Below are 19,473 nucleotides of genomic sequence, written 5' to 3' on the forward strand. Positions count from 1 at the left end.
GGTGGCGGGCGTGTTTTTTACGTCAGCCCTGTGCGCGCTTCGCGAGTTCCTCGCGTTGCGACAGATCCTCGACGTTGACCATCCAGTGCACGCCGAAACGGTCCTTCGCCATCCCGAAGCCGAGCGCCCAGAACGTCTTGCCGAACGGCATCGTCACTTCGCCGCCGTCGGCGAGCGCATCGAACAGCTTCTTGCCTTCCTCGACCGTCGCCGGGTTCAGCGACAGCGAATAGCCGGCGTGCGTGCCGGCAGGCTGGCTGCAGTCGCCGTCCGAGCACATGATCATCGAGTCGCCGATCGTGAAGCTCGCATGCATCACCTTGTCGGCCATCTCGGGCGTGATCGCGTGTTCGGGATTCGGCGGCGCATCCTTGAAATGCATCTTGAACATCGTCTTCGCGCCGAGCGCCTTTTCGTAGAATCGAAGGGCTTCGTCTGCGCGACCGTAGAACGTCAGGTACGGTTGAACTTGCATCGTTGTCTCCTGTAATGAGCCGGGCCCGCGCGTCGGCGCGGGTTCGGCGTCGTGCAAGATTGACTGGGAAGGGGCACGTCGAGAGGCGGCCGGCGCACCCGTGACGTGGATTGTAGTGCGCGTGCTTGACGATGGAATGAAAAATAAAACGGCCGCGAACATCACGTTCGCGGCCGTTTGCGGCGCGCTTGCTGACGGCTGTTGTCAGTGCTGCTGACAGCCGCTGACGCGCGGCACGCTTCAGCGCAGCGCGTCGATCAGCTTCTCGAGCTTCACCGCATCGGCGGCGAACACGCGGATGCCTTCGGCGAGTTTTTCGGTTGCCATCGCTTCGTCGTTCAACTGGAAGCGGAACGACGCCTCGTCGATCGCCACGCGTTCGGCCGGCTTGTCCTGCAGCGCTTCCGGCGACAGCTTGCGCGAAACCGTCTCGTTGCTGTCCTGCAGCTTCTGCAGCAAATCGGGACTGATCGTCAGCAGGTCGCAGCCGGCGAGTTCGGTGATCTGGCTGGTCGTGCGGAAGCTCGCGCCCATCACTTCGGTGTTGTAGCCGAACGTCTTGTAGTACGTGTAGATGCGGCGCACCGACTGCACGCCAGGGTCGTTCGCACCGCCGTCCTTCGCTTCATCCCATTCCGCGCCGGCCTGCTTCTTGTACCAGTCGTAGATGCGGCCGACGAACGGCGAGATCAGTTGTGCGCCGGCTTCCGCGCACGCGGCGGCCTGCACGAGCGAGAAAAGCAGGGTCATGTTGCACTTGATCCCTTCCTTCTGCAGCACCTCGGCCGCGCGGATGCCTTCCCACGTCGACGCGAGCTTGATCAGGATGCGTTCGCGGCCGATGCCGGCTGCTTCGTACAGCTTGATGAGCTCACGGCCCTTGTCGATCGAGCGCTTTGCGTCGAACGACAGGCGCGCGTCGACCTCGGTCGACACGCGGCCCGGGATCAGCTTCAGAATCTCGGTGCCGAACGCGATCAGCAGGCGGTCGATGATGAAGGCGGTGTTTTCGTTGCGATGATCGCGGACGGTTTTCTCGAGGATCGGCTTGTACGCATCCTTCTGGACGGCCTTCAGGATCAGCGACGGGTTCGTGGTCGCGTCCTGCGGCTTGTATTGCGCAAGCTGCTGGAAGTCGCCCGTGTCGGCGACGACGGTCGTGTACTGCTTCAGCTGGTCGAGTGCGGTAGTCATGGCGATTCGGAAGAAGGGCGCGGGGCGCCGGGTTCTCACGGGCCGCGCGAGCGCGGCGGCGAAGCGAAGCGGCGCCGGGCGCCGCTTTCGATCCATCATTTTAGGCCCGATTCGTGTCGGGCACGTTTTGGGACGTCCCGCGGTGTGCACGTCAACCGCCGCGGCGGGCGGCGAACCGCGTCACGCCGGGCGTCGCGCGTTCAGGATCACCTGCGTGACGATCCCCGCGACGAGCCCCCAGAACGCCGAGCCGATCGACAGCAGCGTGAGGCCCGACGCGGTGACCATGAACGTGACGAGCGCGGCTTCGCGCTGCTTCACGTCCTGCATCGCGTTCGCGAGCCCGCTCATGATCGAGCCGAACAGCGCGAGCGCGGCGACCGACACGACGAGCGCCTTCGGCAGCGCCGCGAACAGCGCGGCGATCGTCGCGCCGAAGATTCCGGCGACCAGGTAGAACGTGCCGCACCACACGGCGGCCGTGTAGCGCTTCGCGTGATCTTCATGCGCTTCGGGGCCCGTGCAGATCGCGGCGGTGATCGCCGCGAGGTTCACGCCGTGCGAGCCGAACGGCGCGAGCAGCAGCGACGCGAGGCCGGTCGTCGCGATCAGCGGCGACGACGGCGTCTGATAGCCGTCCGCGCGCAGCACCGCGATGCCCGGCACGTTCTGCGACGCCATCGCGACGACGAACAGCGGAATGCCGATGCTGACGATCGACGCGATCGAAAACGCGGGCATCGTGAACACGGGCTGCGCGAGCGCGACGTGGAAGCGGCTGAAGTCGAGCAGGCCGAGGCCGCCGGCCACCGCCGTGCCGACGATCAGCGTCGTTACGATCGCATAGCGCGGCGCGAGCCGCTTGACGATCAGGTACGTGAAGAACATCGCGAGCACGAGCGCGGTCTGGAACTGCGCGGCGCGGAAGATCTCGATGCCGATCTCGAACAGGATGCCCGCGAGCAAGGCGGCTGCGATGCCGGCCGGAATCCGGCGCATCAGCGTGTCGAACAGGCCGCTTACGCCGATGGCCGTCAGCAGCAGCGCACACACGACGAACGCGCCGATCGCCTCGGCGTAGGGCACGCCGGGCAGCGACGCGATCAAGAGCGCTGCGCCGGGCGTCGACCACGCGACGACGACCGGCGCGCGAAAGCGCAGCGACAGGCCGATCGTCGTCAGCGCCATGCCGATCGACAGCGCCCAGATCCACGACGAGATCTGCGCATCGGTGAGGTGCGCGGCGCGGCCGGCCTGGAACATCAGCACGAGCGAACTCGTGTAGCCCGTCATCATCGCGACGAAGCCGGCGACGAGCGCCGAGACGGACGTGTCGGCGAAAAAGCGGCGGCCGCCGGCGCGGCCCGCGCTCGCGGTGGGCGAGGGGTTCATGCTATCTCCGGGAGGAGGCCGCCTGGACGCGGCCTTCGTGTCTGCTGGTTGGATGCGTTACTTGCTGAGTGCGCGCATCGCGGTTTCGAGGCCCGCGAGCGTGAGCGGATACATGCGATGGCCGAGCAGGTCGCGGATGACCGCGACCGACTGCCGGTATTCCCACAGCCGCTCGGGCTCGGGGTTCAGCCATGCATGATGGGGGAACTGGTCGGCGAGGCGGCGCAGCCATACGGCGCCGGCTTCCGGGTTGTTGTATTCGACCGAGCCGCCGGGCTGCAGCACTTCGTACGGGCTCATCGTCGCGTCGCCGACGAAGATCAGCTTGTAGTCGGGCGTGAACTTGTGCAGCACGTCCCACGTCGCGGTGCGCTCCGAGTGGCGGCGGCGGTTGTTCTTCCACAGGTGGTCGTACACGCAGTTGTGGAAGTAGAAGAATTCCAGGTGCTTGAATTCGGCCTTCGCGGCCGAGAACAGCTCTTCGGTGCGCTTGATGTGGTCGTCCATCGAGCCGCCGACGTCGAGCAGCATCAGCACCTTCACGTTGTTGTGGCGCTCGGGCACCATCCGCAGGTCGAGCCAGCCCGCGTTCGCGGCCGTGCTGCGGATCGTGCCGGGCAGGTCGAGCTCCTCGGCTGCGCCTTCGCGCGCGAAGCGGCGCAGCCGCCGCAGCGCGACCTTGATGTTGCGCGTGCCGATCTCGACGGAATCGTCGTAGTCGCGGTATGCGCGCGCTTCCCACACCTTCGCCGCGGTGCGGTTGCCGTTCGACGGGCCGCCGATGCGCACGCCTTCCGGGTTGTAGCCGCCATGCCCGAACGGCGACGTGCCGCCCGTGCCGATCCACTTGTTGCCGCCTTCGTGGCGTTCCCTCTGCTCGTCGAGCAGCGCCTTCAGACGCTCCATCAGCTTGTCGAGCCCGCCCATCGCTTCGATCTGCGCCTTTTCCTCCGGCGACAGCTCGCGCTCGAGGCGCTTCTCGAGCCAGTCGAGCGGAATGTCGAACGCTTCGGACGGCAGCGCGGACACGCCGTGGAAATACGCGCCGAACGCCTGGTCGAACTTGTCGAAGTACTGCTCGTCCTTGACGAGCGTCATCCGCGCGAGGAAGTAGAACGCGTCGATCGACGGCGAGATCAGCCCGGCCTTCAGCGCTTCGAGCAGCGTCAGGTATTCCTTCACCGAGACGGGCAGCTTGGCTGCGCGCAGCGCGTAGAAGAAATTGAGCAGCATGGCCGGGCCTTCGCGGGTGGGGACGATTACCGGTTGTGCCGGTTCATGTAGACGAGCCGTTCGAGCAGGCTCAGGTCCTGCTCGTTCTTCAGCAGCGCGCCCGCGAGCGGCGGCACGATCTGCTTCGCGTCCGTGCCGCGCAGCGCGTCGGCCGGGAGGTTCTCGGCGAGCAGCAGCTTCAGCCAGTCGAGCAGCTCGGACGTCGACGGTTTCTTCTTCAGGCCCGACACGCCGCGCAATTCGAAGAAACTCTCGAGCGCCGCGCGCAGCAGTTCCTCGCGGATGTCGGGGAAGTGGACCGCGACGATCTTCTGCATCGTCGACGGGTCGGGAAACTGGATGTAGTGGAAGAAGCAGCGGCGCAGGAACGCGTCGGGCAGCTCCTTCTCGTTGTTCGACGTGATGATGACGAGCGGGCGGTGCTTCGCGCGTACCGTCTCGCGCGTCTCGTACACGTGGAATTCCATCCGGTCGAGCTCGCGCAGCAGGTCGTTCGGGAATTCGATGTCGGCCTTGTCGATCTCGTCGATCAGCAGCACGCTCGGGTGCTCGGCGTCGAACGCCTGCCACAGCACGCCCTTGACGATGTAGTTCGAGATGTCCTTCACGCGCTCGTCGCCGAGCTGCGAGTCGCGCAGCCGCGACACCGCGTCGTATTCGTACAGGCCCTGCTGCGCCTTCGTCGTCGACTTGATGTGCCACTGCAACAGCGGCATGTCGAGCGCGGCGGCCACTTCCTCGGCGAGCATGGTCTTGCCGGTGCCGGGCTCGCCCTTGATCAGCAGCGGGCGTTGCAGCGTCAGCGCGGCATTGACCGCGAGCTTCAGATCGTCGGTGGCGACGTAGTGCGAGGACCCTTCGAAACGCATGGCGGCGCTCTTCTTTCTCGGGAAAAAAACCCAGTATAAGTCAGAAGGGCTGTGCGGTTGGGCCGCGCCCGCGTATCGTAGCGGGGCTGTGGCGGGGCGGACCGGGGCGCCTGGTGGACGCGTTCCCCGCCGACGCGGTACAATCTGGCCGTTTTTTTTGGCCTGCGTGGCGATCCGATAAGCAAAACGGCGCGGGCCGTTGCCGCTTAGGCGCCAGTTTCCCCTCAAGCTAGGTTACAAGAGCTATGAACAAATTCGTCGGCAAACACGTCGTTGTCGCAGCGCTCGTGGCGCTCGCGGGCAGCGCGCAGGCGGCCGGTGTGGTCGGCAACCCGAAGGACGGGGCGAGCAAGGCCGCCATGTGCATCGGTTGCCACGGCATCCAGGACTACCGCGCGGCGTACCCGGAGGTCTACCGGGTGCCTGTCCTCGGCGGCCAGAACCAGCAATACCTCGAGAACGCGCTGAAGGCCTACCGCAAGAAGGATCGTCACTTCCCGTCGATGAACGCGGTCGCCGGTTCGCTGACGGACCAGGACATCGCGGATCTGGCGGCCTACTACGCCGCCCAGAAGGCCGACACGAAGGACAATCCCTACAAGTAAAGCGCGCGCCGCCGATCTCTCCGGCGGGACAGGAGCATTCATGAACAACGCATTCAAGACGGCGGCGGTTGCACTGGCGGCCGGCCTCGCGATCGGTACCGCGCACGCAGCGGACATCACGAAGGGCAAGGAACTGGTCGAATCGCACAACTGCGCGGCCTGCCACGGCGCGCAGATGAACAAGCCGATCAACGCCGAATATCCGCGCCTCGCCGGCCAGCATGCCGACTACCTCGTGTGGGCGATGCGCCAGTACCAGATGGGGCTGACGAACCCGCTGATCGGCCGCAACAACGCGATCATGCAGGCGCAGGTGCAGAGCCTGTCGGTCAGCGACATGAAGGACATCGCGGCCTACATCGAATCGCTGAAAGAGACCGATCTCGTGTTCAAGAAGTAAGCGCGACGGGCCTGTCGGGCCCGCGCAGCAAAAATACCCCGCCGAGGCGGGGTATTTTTTTGTCCGCGGCCCGGGGGCTGCGTGCCGGCGCCGCGGCGCTCAGTCGCGCGACGCGCGGCGCAGGATGCGCTGCAGGTACGCGTCGGTGTCGGGCGGCGTGTTGGTGCGCTGCGCTTCCCAGATCGTCTCGCCGAGGCATTCCATGATCGCGTGCTGCGCGTCGTGGGTCGAGTCGAGTTTCGCCGCCAGCTTGTCGTGCGCGGCGCGGATGCCGGGCGGCTGGTCGATCGACAACTGCTCGCTGATCGCGAGATGCATCGACAGATGCAGGAACGGGTTCGTGCGGCCTTCCTCGGGCGTGTAGTTGCGCGCGGCCGCGCCGTCGGCATCGTCGAGTTCGGCGTGGTACTCGGGATGCTCGACGATCCAGTCGGCCGCCATCGCTTCCAGCGGCGTCAGGATCTCGCCCGCGCGCTGCTTGCGCCAGGTCTCGGTGAAAAAGCGACGCACTTCGTCGCGGCTTGGATTGAACATGGTGGGGGAACGTCGTGATTCGGGCGGCGTCGTGCCGCGTCGCGCATTGTACGCCGGGTCGGCGGACGGCGCTGGAGACGGCCCGGCGGCAGGCTGGAGCGGTTGGCGCGGCAAGCGGCAGCGGGGCGGACTGCCTGGCGGTGCGGGTGCGCGGCGATGGCCGGTTGAATCCGCAGCCGGTTGCGGCCGCTCCGTACCGGTCGGCGAAACGGGTAAGCGTGAACAGGCCCTAGGCTTGCCGCCGCCGCGCCGCTAAACTCCGACGATTCCCTTCACCGAGCCGTTCTCATCCGTTCCGTCATGACCGCCACCGCCCGCTCATCGTCCGCCGCCCTGCAGGGCACGCTCTACGTCGCGCTGTCCGCCGCCGCGTTCGGCGCGATGGCGATCTTCGGCCGGTACGCATACGCGGCCGGCGTCGACGTGCTCGGGCTGCTGATCGTGCGCTTCGCGATCGGCGGCGCGGTGCTCGCCGCGATCGCGCGGCACCGCCGTGTCGCGTGGCCGCGCGGACGCGCGCTCGCGCCGCTCGTGGCGATGGGCGCGCTCGGCTACGTCGGCCAGTCATTCTGCTATTTCAGCGCGCTGCAGCACGCGCAGGCGAGCCTCGTCGCGCTGCTGCTGTACCTGTATCCGGCGTTCGTCACGCTGCTGGCCGCGTGGTGGCTCGGCGAGCGCCTCACGCGCGCGAAGGCCGTCGCGCTCGTGCTGTGCGTCGCCGGTTCGGCGCTGATGGTCGGCGGCGGGCACGGCGAGCCGCTCGGGATCGCGCTCGCGCTGGCCGCCGCGGTGATTTATTCGCTGTACATCGTCGGCGGCACGAAGGCGACGCGTGGCGTCGATCCGCTCGCGACCACCGCGATCATCTGCCTGTCGGCGACCGCGACGCTCGTGGCGATCGCCGTCGTGCGGACCGCGGCGTTCGGCGCACCGCCGCGCTGGCCCGCGACGGCCGGCGGCTGGGCGTCGATGCTCGCGATCGCGCTCGTCTCGACGGTCGCGGCAATGCTCGCGTTCTTCGCCGGGCTCGAGCGGCTCGGGGCCGCGCGCACGTCGATGCTGTCGACGCTCGAACCGGTCGTGACGGTCGCGCTCGCGGCGCTGCTGTTCGGTGAAGCGCTGTCGCCGCTGCAGTGGGCGGGCGGCGTCGCGATCCTTGCGGCCGTGCTGGCGCTCGTGCGCGCGGGAGGCGCGGCGGCCGACGATACGACCGCGACGTCCAACGCGTAGTCGGGGAGGGGAAGGGCGTGTACGTCGTGACGGAGCCTGCGTGGCGGGCCGGCGCGATGCGCCTCTGTCGCGCCTGACGCTTATTCGTTGGGCGGCGGCGTCTTCGGCCTGAATTCGCACAGCGGCTCGATCGCGCAGTGCCAGCATTCGGGCTTGCGGGCCTTGCACACATAGCGCCCGTGCAGGATCAGCCAGTGATGCGCGTCCTGCAGGAATTCCTTCGGCGTGAACTTCTCCAGCGCGGCCTCGACGGCGCGCACGTCCTTGCCCGGCGCGAGCCCCGTGCGATTCGCGACACGGAAGATGTGCGTGTCGACCGCGATCGTCGGTTGGCCGAACGCGGTGTTCAGCACGACGTTTGCCGTCTTGCGGCCGACGCCCGGCAGGCTTTCGAGCGCTTCGCGATCGGCCGGCACCTCGCCGTCGTAGCGCTCGAGCAGGATCCGGCACGTCGCGACCACGTTCTTCGCCTTGGTTCGGTAAAGACCGATCGTCTTGATGTACTCGGTGACGCCTTCCTCGCCAAGCGCGACGATTTGTCGCGGGGTGTTCGCGACCGGAAACATCTTCCGCATCGCCTTGTTGACCGACACGTCGGTCGCCTGCGCGGACAGCATCACGGCGATCAGCAACTCGAACGGCGTCGTGTATTCGAGCTCGGTGGTCGGATGCGGATTGAGGCTCTGCAGCGTTTCGTAGATCGCGTGTCTTTTGCTGGCGTTCATGGAGCGTTCTGGTCGGGCGGTGCGGCCGGGCCGCCTTGGTCGTCGTTGCCTGCGTCGTGGTCGTCGCCATCCGCCGCGGCGGCTTCGGCGTCGCGCTGCGCCTGCTGTTCGGCGAGCCGTTTGCGGCGGGCCTCGGCCGCGTCGATCTGCGCCTGGACGGCCGCGCTCACGCCTTCGGTGTTCTTCGGCCCGGCGCCTTGCCCGGAGAGTTCTTCCTTCTTCTTGCGCGCGCGTTCGAGCGCGGCGGCGATGATCGCGCGTTTCTTCGCGTCGGCATCGTCGGCGGCCGGTGCGGTGGCCGGCGTGCCCGGCTGCGCTGCGGGTTGTTCTGCGGCCGGCTTCGCAGCGCCGGCACTGGCCGCGCGGCGTGCGGCGGCGCGCGCTTCGGCGGCCTCGCGTTCGCGGCGCTGGCGGGCGAGCCGGAGGTCATGGCGTTCGCGCGCGGCATCGGCCTGTTCCTGCGACCACGCGTCCCAGCCCGTGCGATCCCCGGTCACGGGCAGCATCGCGATGCAGTCGACGGGGCATGGCGGCACGCACAGGTCGCAGCCCGTGCAGAGCGACTCGACGATCGTATGCATCTGCTTCGGTGCGCCGACGATCGCGTCGACCGGGCACGCCTGCATGCACAGCGTGCAGCCGATGCACAGGCTTTCGTCGATGAATGCGACGGCACGCGGATGCTCGCTGCCGTTGACGGGGTTCAGCGGAATCACCGGCTTGCCGAGCAGGCCGGCGAGGCGCGCGATGCCTTCGGCGCCGCCGGGCGGACACTGGTTGTAGTTCGCATCGCCGGCGGCGATTGCCTCGGCATACGGGCGGCAGCCGTTATAGCCGCACTTCGTGCATTGCGTCTGGGGAAGCAGATCTTCGATACGATCCGCGAGTGTTTTGGAGTCGGTCACGGTGACAACGGGCGCAGCGGCGCCGAATGGCTCTCGGCCGCACGGGGCGCGGCCGGAAAGGTTTGCCAAAGCTCGATTATCGCCGATTTCCCGCATTGCGCTGGACGCCGTCTGTGCGCATAATCGAACCGCTTTTTTGCAGGGGCTCAGCAGGAGGGCGGCCGCACGCGGCGCGCCCGTTCCACGGCGGCCGGCGCCGAGGCGGTGGGGGTGCCGGTCCGGATCACGCGGCTCACATAGCAAAACGCCACCATGAATCAGCCAAAAATCAAAAGAGATCCTGAAGGTACGCGCCGTCGCATCCTGATGGCGGCAGCCGAAGAGTTCGCAAGTGGAGGGCTGTTCGGCGCACGCGTCGACCAGATCGCGCGCCGGGCCGAAACCAACGAGCGCATGCTCTATTACTACTTCGGCAGCAAGGAGCAGCTGTTTACGGCCGTGCTCGAACACGCGTTCTCCGCGCTGACCGAGGCCGAGCGCGTGCTCGATCTCGACGGCGTCGCACCGGTCGAAGCCGTCACGCGGCTCGCGCATTTCGTTTGGGACTACTACCGCGACCACCCGGAGCTGCTCAGGCTCATCAACAACGAGAACCTGCACGAAGCGCGCTACCTGCACAAGTCGACGCGGATCCGCGAGATGATGTCGCCGATCGTCGCAAAGCTCGGCAACGTGCTGATGCGCGGCCAGAAGGCCGGGCTGTTCCGCAGCGACGTCGATCCGCTGCGCTTCTACGTGACGCTGTCGGGGCTCGGCTACTACATCGTGTCGAACCGCTTCACGCTCGCCGCGACGCTCGGCCGCGACTTCACCGACACCGACGAGCGCGCGGAAATGGTCCGGATGAACACCGAGGTGCTGCTCGCGTATCTGCTGCGGCGCTGACGCGCCGACCAGCGCCCGCCGGATGCAAAAACGCCGCCGTGCGCAGGCAACGGCGGCGTTTTTTCGTCGGAACGCGGTGCGTCAGGCGGCCTTGCGCGTGCGTACGGCCTTTGCGCGCGGGCTGCTGCCGGCACGTTTCGCCGCCGGTGCGGCCTTGGCGGGTGCCGCGGCCGTGACCGTTGCCTTCTCGCGCGCGCGCTTCGCCGTGGTGGCACGTGTCGTTTCGGCTTGCGCGTTGCCGGCCGGCACGGCCGCGAGCGTCGCGGCCGCCGGTGCGACGGGCTGCACCTTCGTCGCGCCGGGCTTCGGTTCCGGCGCATGCTCGCGGATGAAGTCGCGCAGCTGCGGGTAGATGATCGTGCGCCAGCGGCGGCCCGAGAAGATCCCGTAGTGACCGCACTTCTCGGCAGTCAGGCTGCGGCGCTGGTCCTGCGGGATGCCCGTGCACAGTTCGTGCGCGACGTGCGTCTGCCCGCTGCCCGAGATATCGTCGAGTTCGCCCTCGATCGTCATCAGCGCGGTGTGCCTGATGTCCTGCGGACGCACACGCTCGCCTTCGACATCCCACGTGCCTTCGGCCAGCCGGAATTCCTGGAACACGACACGGATCGTCTCGAGGTAATACTCGGCGGCCATGTCGAGCACCGCGTTGTATTCGTCGTAGAAGCGGCGGTGCGCTTCGGCGTCGTCCTCGTCGCCGCGCAGCAGGCTCTGGTAGAAATCCCAGTGCGATTGCGCGTGCCGTTCCGGGTTCATCGCGACGAAACCCGTGTGCTGCAGGAAGCCCGGATACACGTGGCGGCCTTCTCCCGGATAGTTCGCAGGCACCGTGTGGATCACGTTGTTCTCGAACCATGAGGTCGAATGCTGCGTCGCGAGCGAGTTCACCGACGTCGGGCTGCGGCGCGCGTCGATCGGGCCGCCCATCATCGTCATCGTGAGCGGCGTGTCCTCGCCGCGGCTCGCCATCAGCGAGATCGCCGCGAGCACCGGCACCGTCGGCTGGCATACCGAGATCACGTGCAGGTTGCGCGCGCCGATGTGACGGATGAACTCCTGGATGTACGCGACGTAGTCGTGCAGGTGGAACGGGCCGGTTTCGACCGGCACCATTCGCGCGTCGATCCAGTCGGTGATGTAGACCTTGTGATCCTGCAGCAGCGTGCGCACCGTGTCGCGCAGCAGCGTCGAGTGGTGGCCCGACAGCGGCGCGCAGACCAGCACGACCGGCTCGTCCTTCAACTGCGTGACGGCGTCCGCGTCGTCCGAATAGCGCTTGAAACGCAGCAGCCGGCAGAACGGCTTCTCGACGATCGTCTGCTCGACGATCGGGATGTTGTGGCCGTCCTTGACGATCTGGTGAAGGTTGAATTCGGGCTTCTCGTAATCCTTGCCGAGCCGGTACATCAGTTCGTACGCGGCGGCCATCCGCGTCGCGCCCGGCATCAGCGAGAACGGGCTGGACGGATTGGCGAACGACTTGGAGGCGGCCTGGGCCCAGGCCGTGAGCGGGCTCAACATCGCCCGCTGGAATTCGTGCAGTTGGTAAAGCATGCAGACTACTCCCGCGTGGGGGACGGTGCGCAAGGGCGGCGTGAGGCGTCGCGGCGTGCCGTGGGGGTCAGCGGCCGGCCATGTTGCACTGCGGCCGGTCAATCGTGTCGATCATATCGGACAACGATGAATGTTGCAATGCAACATTTCCGCGATTTTTCATCAAAATTTTGCGATTTGACGTTCTCTGAAAAAGCCGCCCGCGCCTCGTTCAGCGCCCCGTGGCCATCGCCGGTGCGGGCTGGCCGGCCGCGCGCGCCATTGCGTCTTCGTGGTGCATCAGGTTCATCGCGGTATGCACGAGCGCCACGTGCGAGAACGCCTGCGGGAAGTTGCCGACGAGCCGCCCGGCAACCGGGTCGTACTCTTCCGCGAGCAGCCCGAGATCGTTCGACAGCGAGAGCAGCCGGCTGAACAGGCGGTGCGCGTCGTCGATCCGGCCGAGCAGCGCGTAGTTGTCGACCAGCCAGAAGCTGCACGCGAGAAACGTGCCTTCGCCGGGCGGCAGGCCGTCGTCGTATTCGGTCGTGCGGTAGCGCATCACGAGCCCGTCGTGCAGCAATTCCCGCTCGATCGCTTCGACCGTGCCGACGATGCGCGGGTCTTCCGGCGGCAGGAAGCCGAGCAGCGGCATCAGCAGCACGCTCGCGTCGAGTTCGTCGCTGCCGTAGCTCTGCGCGAACGCCTGCTTGTCTTTGTGCCACGCGTTGTCGCATACGTCGGCATGGATCCGCTCGCGCAGCGCGCGCCAGCGGTCGAGCGAGCCGGGCAGCCGGAACATTTCCGCAGACTTGATCGCGCGGTCGAACGCAACCCACGCCATCACCTTCGAGAACGTGAAATGACGGCGGCCGCCGCGCGTTTCCCAGACCCCCTCGTCGGGTTCCTGCCAGATCTTCTCGAGATGGTCGAGCAGCGCGCACTGCACGGACCAGACCGTGTCGTCGGCCTGCAGCCCGCCCACGCGCGCGAGGTGCAGCGCGGCCATCACCTCGCCGAACACGTCGAGCTGGAGCTGGTTCGCGGCGCCGTTGCCGATGCGTACGGGCTTCGAGTCCTGATAGCCGGGCAGCCAGTCGAGTTCCATTTCCGGCAGCCGGCGTTCGCCGGCGATCCCGTACATGATCTGGATCTGCTCGGGCGAGCCGGCCATCACGCGGCCGAGCCACGTGCGCCATGCGCGCGCCTCGTCGTAGTAGCCGCCGCGCATCAGCGCGAGCAGTGTGATCGTCGCGTCGCGCAGCCAGCAGTAGCGGTAGTCCCAGTTGCGGTTGCCGCCGATCTTCTCGGGCAGCGACGTGGTCGGCGCCGCGACGATGCCGCCGGTCGGCTCGTACGCGAGCGCCTTCAGCGTGATCAGCGAACGGCGCACGGCGGCCGCGTAGCGGCCCTGCACCTGGCAGCGGCCCGACCATTCGAGCCAGTAGTTCTCGGTGCGCGCGAGCATCGACAGCGGATCGCGCGCGGGCGGCAGCCGCATGTGCGATGCCGCGTAGCTGAGCGAGAACGGCACGCGTTCGTCGGCGCTCACCGTGAATTCCGCAATCGTATGAAGGTTCTTGCCGGTGAGCGGCACCGGCGTGCGCAGCACGACGGTGTCGGGGCCGGCGATCGCCTTCATGCCGTCCTCGCGGGTCAGTTGCGTGACCCACGGGACCGAGAAGCCGTAGTCGAAGCGCAACACGAACTCCATGCGCATCTTCATCGTGCCGTGGCGGCCGACGACGATCCGCACGAGTTCGGACCAGCCGTTGCCGGGCGGCATGAAGTCGATCACGGTGACGGCGCCGTCGGCGCTTTCGTAGTCGGTTTCGAGAACCAGCGTGTCGCCGCGATAGCGGCGGGTCGTGTGCGTGATCGCGGCGTCGGCGGCCGGCGCGAGCAGCCAGCGGCCGTGCTCGGGCGTGCCGACGAGCGCCGCGAAGCAGGCGCCCGAATCGAAGCGGGGCCAGCACAGCCAGTCGACGGAGCCGTCTTTTGCGATCAGCGCGGCGGTGTGGCCGTCGCCGACGAGGGCGTAGTCTTCGATCAGGGCGGGCATGGGCAGGCGATCCTTGGTTTCGAGTTCACAATGCGGACGGCGGCGCCCGGGCTTCACGTGCCGGCGCTGCGCCCCGTATACTCGGCCGGGCGGCGGAGCGCGTGAACGGCCGGCGTTTCGTCCTATCTCAACACTTGAAGCGACTCGATGCAAGGAGGATTCAATGCCCAACCGTTTACGCGAGCATGACGCACGCGCTTCGACACGAGGGTTCCCGCTTAGGCTCGCTCACTGGATAAAAGGTTTCGCGATCGTGCTTTCCTTGTCCGCGACCCACGCATTTGCGCAGCAATCGCCCGCCCCGGCCGACGGCGTCTACAACCTGCTCGTCGGCACCTATACGGGGGGCGGCAGCGACGGGATCTATGTTTACCGCTTCGATACGAAAACCGGCAGCGTCGCGCCGGTGTCGTCGGCGAAGACCGTGAATCCGTCGTATCTGTTGCCGAGCCGCGACGGTCGCACCGTCTACGCGGTCAACGAACTGCCCGGCGACGACGGGCCGGCGACGCAGCGCGGCGGCGTCAGCGCGTTCCGCTTCGACGCGAAGACGGGCGCGCTGACCTTCATCGACCGCGTGTCGTCGGAGGGGAACGATCCTTGCTATCTCGCGCTGTCGCCGGACGGCAAGTACCTCGTGACGGCCAACTATTCGGTTGCGGCGGATCCGGGCGGCAGCTTCGCGGTGTTCCCGCTGCGCGACGACGGCGCGGTCGGCCAGGCCGTGCTGACCGTGCACCATGAAGGCACGGGGCCCGTGAAGGGCCGCCAGGACGGCGCGCACGTGCACTCGACGGTGTTTTCGCCGGACGGCCGTTACCTGTTCGTGCAGGATCTCGGCGCGGACAAGCTCTACGGCTACCGCTATACGGTGGACGGCAGCCGCGGGCTGATCGGCCCGACCGACACGCGCTACACGACGGTGAAGGCCGGTTCGGGCCCGCGTCACATGGTGTTCGGCGCCGACGGCCGGTTCGCATATGTGACGAGCGAGCTGAACGCGTCGGTCGAGGTGTTCGGCTACCACGACGGCAAGCTGACGCCGGTCGAGACGGTGCCGATGACGGCGCCGGGCTTCAAGGGCAAGGTCGGCGGCGGCGCGATTCATCTGTCGCCGGACGGCCGCTTCCTGTATGCAAGCAACCGCGGCGACGCGAACGACATCGTGATCTACGCGGTGAACAAGGCCGACGGGCGGCTCAAGCACGTCGGCCGCCAGTCGAGCCTCGGCAAGACACCGCGCGAGTTCCTGATCGATCCGACCGGCAAGTGGCTGATCGTCGGCAACCAGGACAGCGATACGTTCTACGTGTTCAGCCGCGATGCCGAAACGGGGCAGCTCGGCGCGAATCCGCAGAAGGTCGCGGTCGGCAAGCCGGTCGACTTCAAGCTGGTGCCGGCGCTGTAAACGACGAAGGGCGCTGCCGATGCAGCGCCCTTCGTGTTCCGGGGCGGCCGGTTTCGCGGCGCGCCCGCGCCGGCCGATCGCGGCCGGGCGGCCGCCTTGCTCAGTCGGCCGCGGCCGGCACGAGCACCTCGCGGCTGCCGTTGATGCCCATCGCCGATACGAGCCCGGCCGCTTCCATCTGCTCTACGAGGCGCGCGGCGCGGTTGTAGCCGATGCGCAACTGCCGCTGCACCGACGAGATCGACGCGCGCCGCGTGCGCACGACGAACGCGACGGCTTCGTCGTACAGCGGATCGGCTTCCGCGTCCGGCGCTTCGCCGAACAGGTCCTGCGTCGCGCCGTCGGCGGCCGGGCCGTCGAGAATCCCTTCCTCGTACTGCGGCTCGCCGAACTGCTTCAGGTACTCGACGATCCGGTGCACTTCCTCGTCGGCGACGAACGCGCCGTGCACGCGCTGCGGGTAACCGGTGCCCGGCGGCAGGAACAGCATGTCGCCCATTCCGAGCAGCGATTCGGCGCCCATTTGGTCGAGGATCGTGCGCGAGTCGATCTTCGACGACACCTGGAACGCGACGCGCGTCGGGATGTTCGCCTTGATCAGGCCCGTGATCACGTCGACGGACGGGCGCTGCGTCGCGAGGATCAGGTGGATGCCGGCCGCGCGCGCCTTCTGCGCGAGGCGCGCGATCAGTTCTTCGATCTTCTTGCCGGCGACCATCATCAGGTCGGCCAGCTCGTCGATCACGACGACGATCAGCGGCAGCTTCGACAGCGGCTCGGGATCCTCGGGCGTCAGCGAGAACGGGTTGCCGATCTTCTTTTCCTTCGCTTCCGCGTCGCGGATCTTCTGGTTGAAGCCCGCGAGGTTGCGCACGCCGACGGCCGACATCAGCCGGTAGCGCTTTTCCATTTCGCCGACGCACCAGTTCAGCGCGTTTGCCGCGAGCTTCATGTCGGTGACGACCGGCGCGAGCAGGTGCGGGATGCCTTCGTAGACCGACAGTTCCAGCATCTTCGGGTCGATCATGATGAGCCGCACGTCCTCGGGCGTCGCCTTGTATAGCAGCGACAGGATCATCGCGTTGATCGCGACCGACTTGCCCGAGCCCGTCGTGCCGGCGACGAGCATGTGCGGCGCCTTCGCGAGATCGGTCACGACCGGGTGGCCGGTGATGTCCTTGCCCATCGCGATCGTCAGTTGCGACGGCGAATGCTGGTACTCGCGCGCGGCAAGGATTTCCGACAGGCGGATCATCTGGCGCTTCGCGTTCGGCAGTTCGAGGCCCATGCAGGTCTTGCCGGGGATCGTCTCGACGACGCGGATCGACGTGAGGCCGAGGCCGCGCGACAGGTCCTTCATCAGGCCGACGATCTGACTGCCGCGCACGCCGAGCGCGGGCTCGATCTCGAAGCGCGTGATCACGGGGCCGGCCGACGCGCCGACGACCGCCACCGGCACCTTGAATTCCTGCAGCCGCTGTTCGATCACCTGGGCCGTCTGCGCGAGGTGTTCCTCGGTGATCATTTCGACGTCGTCGGACGCGGGCTCGAGCAGGTCGAGCGTCGGCAGTTCGACGTTGAACGACGCGGGCGCGTGGAATTCGAACGCGTTCGGGCGCGGTTGGCGCGCGGGGGTGTCGGGGGCCGCGTTTGTGTCGGCCGCGGCAGGCGCGGCCGGTTCGGTTGCCACGGTGGCGATTGCGCCGACGGGTGCGGCAACGGGGAGCGTCGGCGCGGCAGCGGCAGTCGCCGGCGTGGGCAGGCCCGCGCCGGGAACGGTTGTTGCCGGTTGTGGTGCTGCGATCGATGCGGCAGTCGGTGTCGCGGACACATTCGGCACCGACCAGCTCGCCGACGATGCGGCAGGGGCGGGCGGTGTAGCGAACGTCGTAGTTGCGGTTGCCGCAGGCGCCGATGCGATCGGCAGGGGCTGCGTCGCGGTCGTTGCCGCGATGGACGCCAGCGATCCGGCCGCGATGACAGGCGCGCTTGCGACCGGTTGAACCGGGGCCGCCGCGGTCGTGGTCATCGGGGTGATTGCGCCCGAGGACGATGTCGTTACGACGGAAGCGGCTGGCGGAACCGGCGGGCTGGCCGCCGGCTGCGGTGTGGTTGAGCCGGATCTGCCGAATGTCGTGCCGGTCGACGAGGCTGCCGGGTTGGCCGACAGAGTCGATGCGGGCGCGAAAGGCTGTGCGGCGATCGAGCCGGACGCGAAACTCACGGGCGCCGCGGGAGCGGGCGTAGGCGTTGCCGCCGGTGCAGGCGCTTGCGCGGTCGAACTGAATGTCGAATCCGACGCGCCGGCCGTCGATGGTGCCGTGGCGGGTACAGCGGTCGATGCGGGCGTTAATTCGCGGGAGAGTGAACCGTAAGTCTCGCCCGAAACGCCGACCGGCGCCGCCGATACTACCGATGCGACGGCCGGTGCCGATGCGGCTGGCTGTGAAAGTGGAGCGGATGCCGGGCCGGTTGCACCGACCGGTGAAGTCGAAGTGGCCGGTGCAAAGGTCGGTGCCGAGGCTGCCAGCTGCGAAAGCGAAGCGGGCGCAGTGCCGGTTACGCCGACCGATGAAGTCGACGCGGCCAATGGAACGGTCGATGCCGATGCGGCCAGCTGCGAAAGCGAAGCGGATTCAGTACCGGTAACACCGGCCGGTGCAGCCGCAGCGGTGTCGGGCGCCATGCTCGATGCAGCTGCAGGTACCTGCGTGGTCGCCCCGTGGGCGCCGCCGCCGAGCGGCGAAGCAACGGAGGCCGAAGCCGTCGGTGCTGCGGCAAACGGTTGAGCTGCCTGCGATTTCGGCAATCCTGCGAAGACGGACGTATTTACCGTTGCAGGTTGCGCCGTCGGCGGAATCGACGTTGTCCGCGTCCAATCTGTCGCGGGCGTGGCGCCTTGCGCGAGTGCCGACAGCGGCGCGGGACGTTCGGCTGCTTTCGGCTCGACGGTTTCAGATGCGATACGCGATGCAGTCAGTGCCGACCCTGCCGCAAGCGGCACGGCGTCGGAAACGGCGCGTGCCGACGATTCTGCGATCGAAGAAGCGGGGAGGTCAGCAAGCGGAACGATCTCCGCGGCGGGTTGGCCGTCGGCGTGAGCATCGGCGATGCCCTGCGGCGCATGGGCCGGCGCAAGGCGATCGATCGCAGGAGCCGGTTGCGCGTCGTACTTGTCATCGGTATCGACGGACGCTACCGGTTTGCTTGCAGCGATGTCGTGAACCGCCTCGTCTTGCGGTTGCGCGGAGGCCGCATCGGTCGGCTCCGATCCCGTCGCGTCCGCCGGCGACGCAGCGATCGGGCTACCGGCCGACCCGTCGAACGCGAAAACCGGCCGGCTGGCGAGGTCTTCCCAAGGAGCGAGGTCGATTGGCGCGTCGAACGACGGCGCGGGTGCGATTCCGAATGCCGGCGCGACGGGCGCATCGTTGGCGTGCCGGATCTCGGGGGCGCCGTGATGCGAAAACACCGCATTGTCGATGCCGGTATCCGGCAGCGTCTGCGGGACGACATCGTCGAACGTCGTGGTGCCCGTATCGGCAACCGGAGCATGCGCCGCGCCGGACGCTGCCGGCATGAACGCATCCAGAATGATCGGCGCGTTGTCGTCGTAAGCGGGCGCTGCATCGTGTTCGACCGTGGCGCCGGCGTCATGGGCTGCGACGCCGTGCGTCGCGGAGGCGAACCCGTTCGACACGGCAGCCGACACCGGCGCGGCAACGCTGGCGGCTGTCGCTGCCATACCGGCCACGGTTGCGGCGGCTGCCGCCGCGTGCGCGGCATCGGTCGACTGCGAACCGCCGAGCGTGGCCCATTGCGCGGTGCTGGCCTCGATCGAGCGCAGCGTGTCGTGAACGCTCGGCGCCGGCGTGATCGGCGCCGCGGGTTTTTCCGTCCATGCATAGAGTGGCGCGCGCACCGGCGTTTGCGATGCCGGGCGGCGTCGCGCGGTGTCGGGCGGCAGGCCGGCCGCGCCGATTCCCGCCGCCGGTCGCACGGGCGGGCGCGGCTGTAGTGCGC

At 67.7% G+C, this 19,473-nt stretch carries 16 protein-coding genes; 5 read left to right on the forward strand and 11 right to left on the reverse strand.

Annotated elements, in window-relative coordinates; translation table 11 throughout:
• Window positions 1-22: 22 nt before the first annotated feature.
• The 5 genes from ACNQQL_RS22265 to ACNQQL_RS22285 form a co-directional block, all read right to left on the reverse strand.
• Window positions 23-475, reverse strand: coding sequence for a VOC family protein (locus tag ACNQQL_RS22265; RefSeq protein WP_072440943.1), 453 nt, complete (start codon window positions 473-475; stop codon window positions 23-25).
• Between the two features lie 240 nt (window positions 476-715).
• Window positions 716-1,669 carry a transaldolase gene (gene tal, locus ACNQQL_RS22270; protein WP_347065713.1) on the reverse strand — a complete coding sequence of 318 codons (954 nt, stop codon included), beginning with the start codon at window positions 1,667-1,669 and terminating at the stop codon, window positions 716-718.
• A 180-nt stretch (window positions 1,670-1,849) separates the two neighbouring features.
• Window positions 1,850-3,061 (reverse strand): benzoate/H(+) symporter BenE family transporter, encoded by a 1,212-nt coding sequence (locus ACNQQL_RS22275; RefSeq protein ID WP_347065715.1) that lies wholly within the window; start codon window positions 3,059-3,061, stop codon window positions 1,850-1,852.
• Window positions 3,062-3,118: 57 nt separating this feature from the next.
• A complete protein-coding gene (locus ACNQQL_RS22280) occupies window positions 3,119-4,294 on the reverse strand; it encodes a VWA domain-containing protein (protein ID WP_347065717.1) in 1,176 nt (391 codons plus the stop codon).
• Between the two features lie 26 nt (window positions 4,295-4,320).
• On the reverse strand, window positions 4,321-5,163 hold the full coding sequence (locus ACNQQL_RS22285) for an AAA family ATPase (RefSeq protein WP_034184811.1): 843 nt from the start codon (window positions 5,161-5,163) through the stop codon (window positions 4,321-4,323).
• A gap of 245 nt (window positions 5,164-5,408) precedes the next feature.
• Between ACNQQL_RS22285 and ACNQQL_RS22290 the strand changes: the two genes are divergently transcribed.
• Together ACNQQL_RS22290 and ACNQQL_RS22295 are read left to right on the forward strand one after the other, a co-directional pair.
• Window positions 5,409-5,768, forward strand: a complete 360-nt coding sequence (locus ACNQQL_RS22290; RefSeq protein ID WP_347065719.1) for a c-type cytochrome — start codon at window positions 5,409-5,411, stop codon at window positions 5,766-5,768.
• 40 nt (window positions 5,769-5,808) lie between these two features.
• Window positions 5,809-6,168, forward strand: coding sequence for a c-type cytochrome (locus tag ACNQQL_RS22295; RefSeq protein ID WP_021158558.1), 360 nt, complete (start codon window positions 5,809-5,811; stop codon window positions 6,166-6,168).
• Between the two features lie 99 nt (window positions 6,169-6,267).
• On the opposite strand, the gene ACNQQL_RS22300 is transcribed toward ACNQQL_RS22295, so the two are convergent.
• Window positions 6,268-6,702, reverse strand: coding sequence for a DUF1841 family protein (locus ACNQQL_RS22300; protein ID WP_034184813.1), 435 nt, complete (start codon window positions 6,700-6,702; stop codon window positions 6,268-6,270).
• Window positions 6,703-7,002: 300 nt separating this feature from the next.
• Here ACNQQL_RS22300 and ACNQQL_RS22305 point away from each other — a divergent pair, with 300 nt between their 5' ends.
• Window positions 7,003-7,932 (forward strand): DMT family transporter, encoded by a 930-nt coding sequence (locus tag ACNQQL_RS22305; protein WP_347065722.1) that lies wholly within the window; start codon window positions 7,003-7,005, stop codon window positions 7,930-7,932.
• 80 nt (window positions 7,933-8,012) lie between these two features.
• On the opposite strand, the gene nth is transcribed toward ACNQQL_RS22305, so the two are convergent.
• A complete protein-coding gene (gene nth / locus ACNQQL_RS22310; protein WP_072440806.1) occupies window positions 8,013-8,657 on the reverse strand; it encodes an endonuclease III in 645 nt (214 codons plus the stop codon).
• Window positions 8,654-9,658 carry an electron transport complex subunit RsxB gene (gene rsxB, locus ACNQQL_RS22315; protein WP_347065737.1) on the reverse strand — a complete coding sequence of 335 codons (1,005 nt, stop codon included), beginning with the start codon at window positions 9,656-9,658 and terminating at the stop codon, window positions 8,654-8,656. The genes nth and rsxB overlap by 4 nt, the downstream gene beginning before the upstream one ends.
• A gap of 156 nt (window positions 9,659-9,814) precedes the next feature.
• Between rsxB and ACNQQL_RS22320 the strand changes: the two genes are divergently transcribed.
• A complete protein-coding gene (locus tag ACNQQL_RS22320; RefSeq protein WP_047898676.1) occupies window positions 9,815-10,447 on the forward strand; it encodes a TetR family transcriptional regulator in 633 nt (210 codons plus the stop codon).
• A gap of 81 nt (window positions 10,448-10,528) precedes the next feature.
• On the opposite strand, the gene ACNQQL_RS22325 is transcribed toward ACNQQL_RS22320, so the two are convergent.
• Together ACNQQL_RS22325 and ACNQQL_RS22330 are read right to left on the reverse strand one after the other, a co-directional pair.
• Window positions 10,529-12,001 carry a polyhydroxyalkanoate depolymerase gene (locus ACNQQL_RS22325; RefSeq protein ID WP_204423998.1) on the reverse strand — a complete coding sequence of 491 codons (1,473 nt, stop codon included), beginning with the start codon at window positions 11,999-12,001 and terminating at the stop codon, window positions 10,529-10,531.
• Window positions 12,002-12,212: 211 nt separating this feature from the next.
• A complete protein-coding gene (locus tag ACNQQL_RS22330) occupies window positions 12,213-14,042 on the reverse strand; it encodes a glycoside hydrolase family 15 protein (RefSeq protein WP_347065725.1) in 1,830 nt (609 codons plus the stop codon).
• Window positions 14,043-14,205: 163 nt separating this feature from the next.
• On the opposite strand from ACNQQL_RS22330, the gene ACNQQL_RS22335 reads away from it, so the two are divergent.
• A complete protein-coding gene (locus tag ACNQQL_RS22335) occupies window positions 14,206-15,450 on the forward strand; it encodes a lactonase family protein (RefSeq protein ID WP_347065727.1) in 1,245 nt (414 codons plus the stop codon).
• Window positions 15,451-15,550: 100 nt separating this feature from the next.
• Here ACNQQL_RS22335 and ACNQQL_RS22340 read toward each other — a convergent pair.
• Window positions 15,551-19,473, reverse strand: a 3,923-nt coding sequence (locus tag ACNQQL_RS22340; protein ID WP_347065729.1) for a DNA translocase FtsK, incomplete at its 5' end; no start/stop codon positions are given.

Origin of the sequence: Burkholderia sp. LFS061, assembly GCF_047978125.1 — a bacterium.
In the GTDB taxonomy this organism is placed as follows: domain Bacteria; phylum Pseudomonadota; class Gammaproteobacteria; order Burkholderiales; family Burkholderiaceae; genus Burkholderia; species Burkholderia pyrrocinia_C.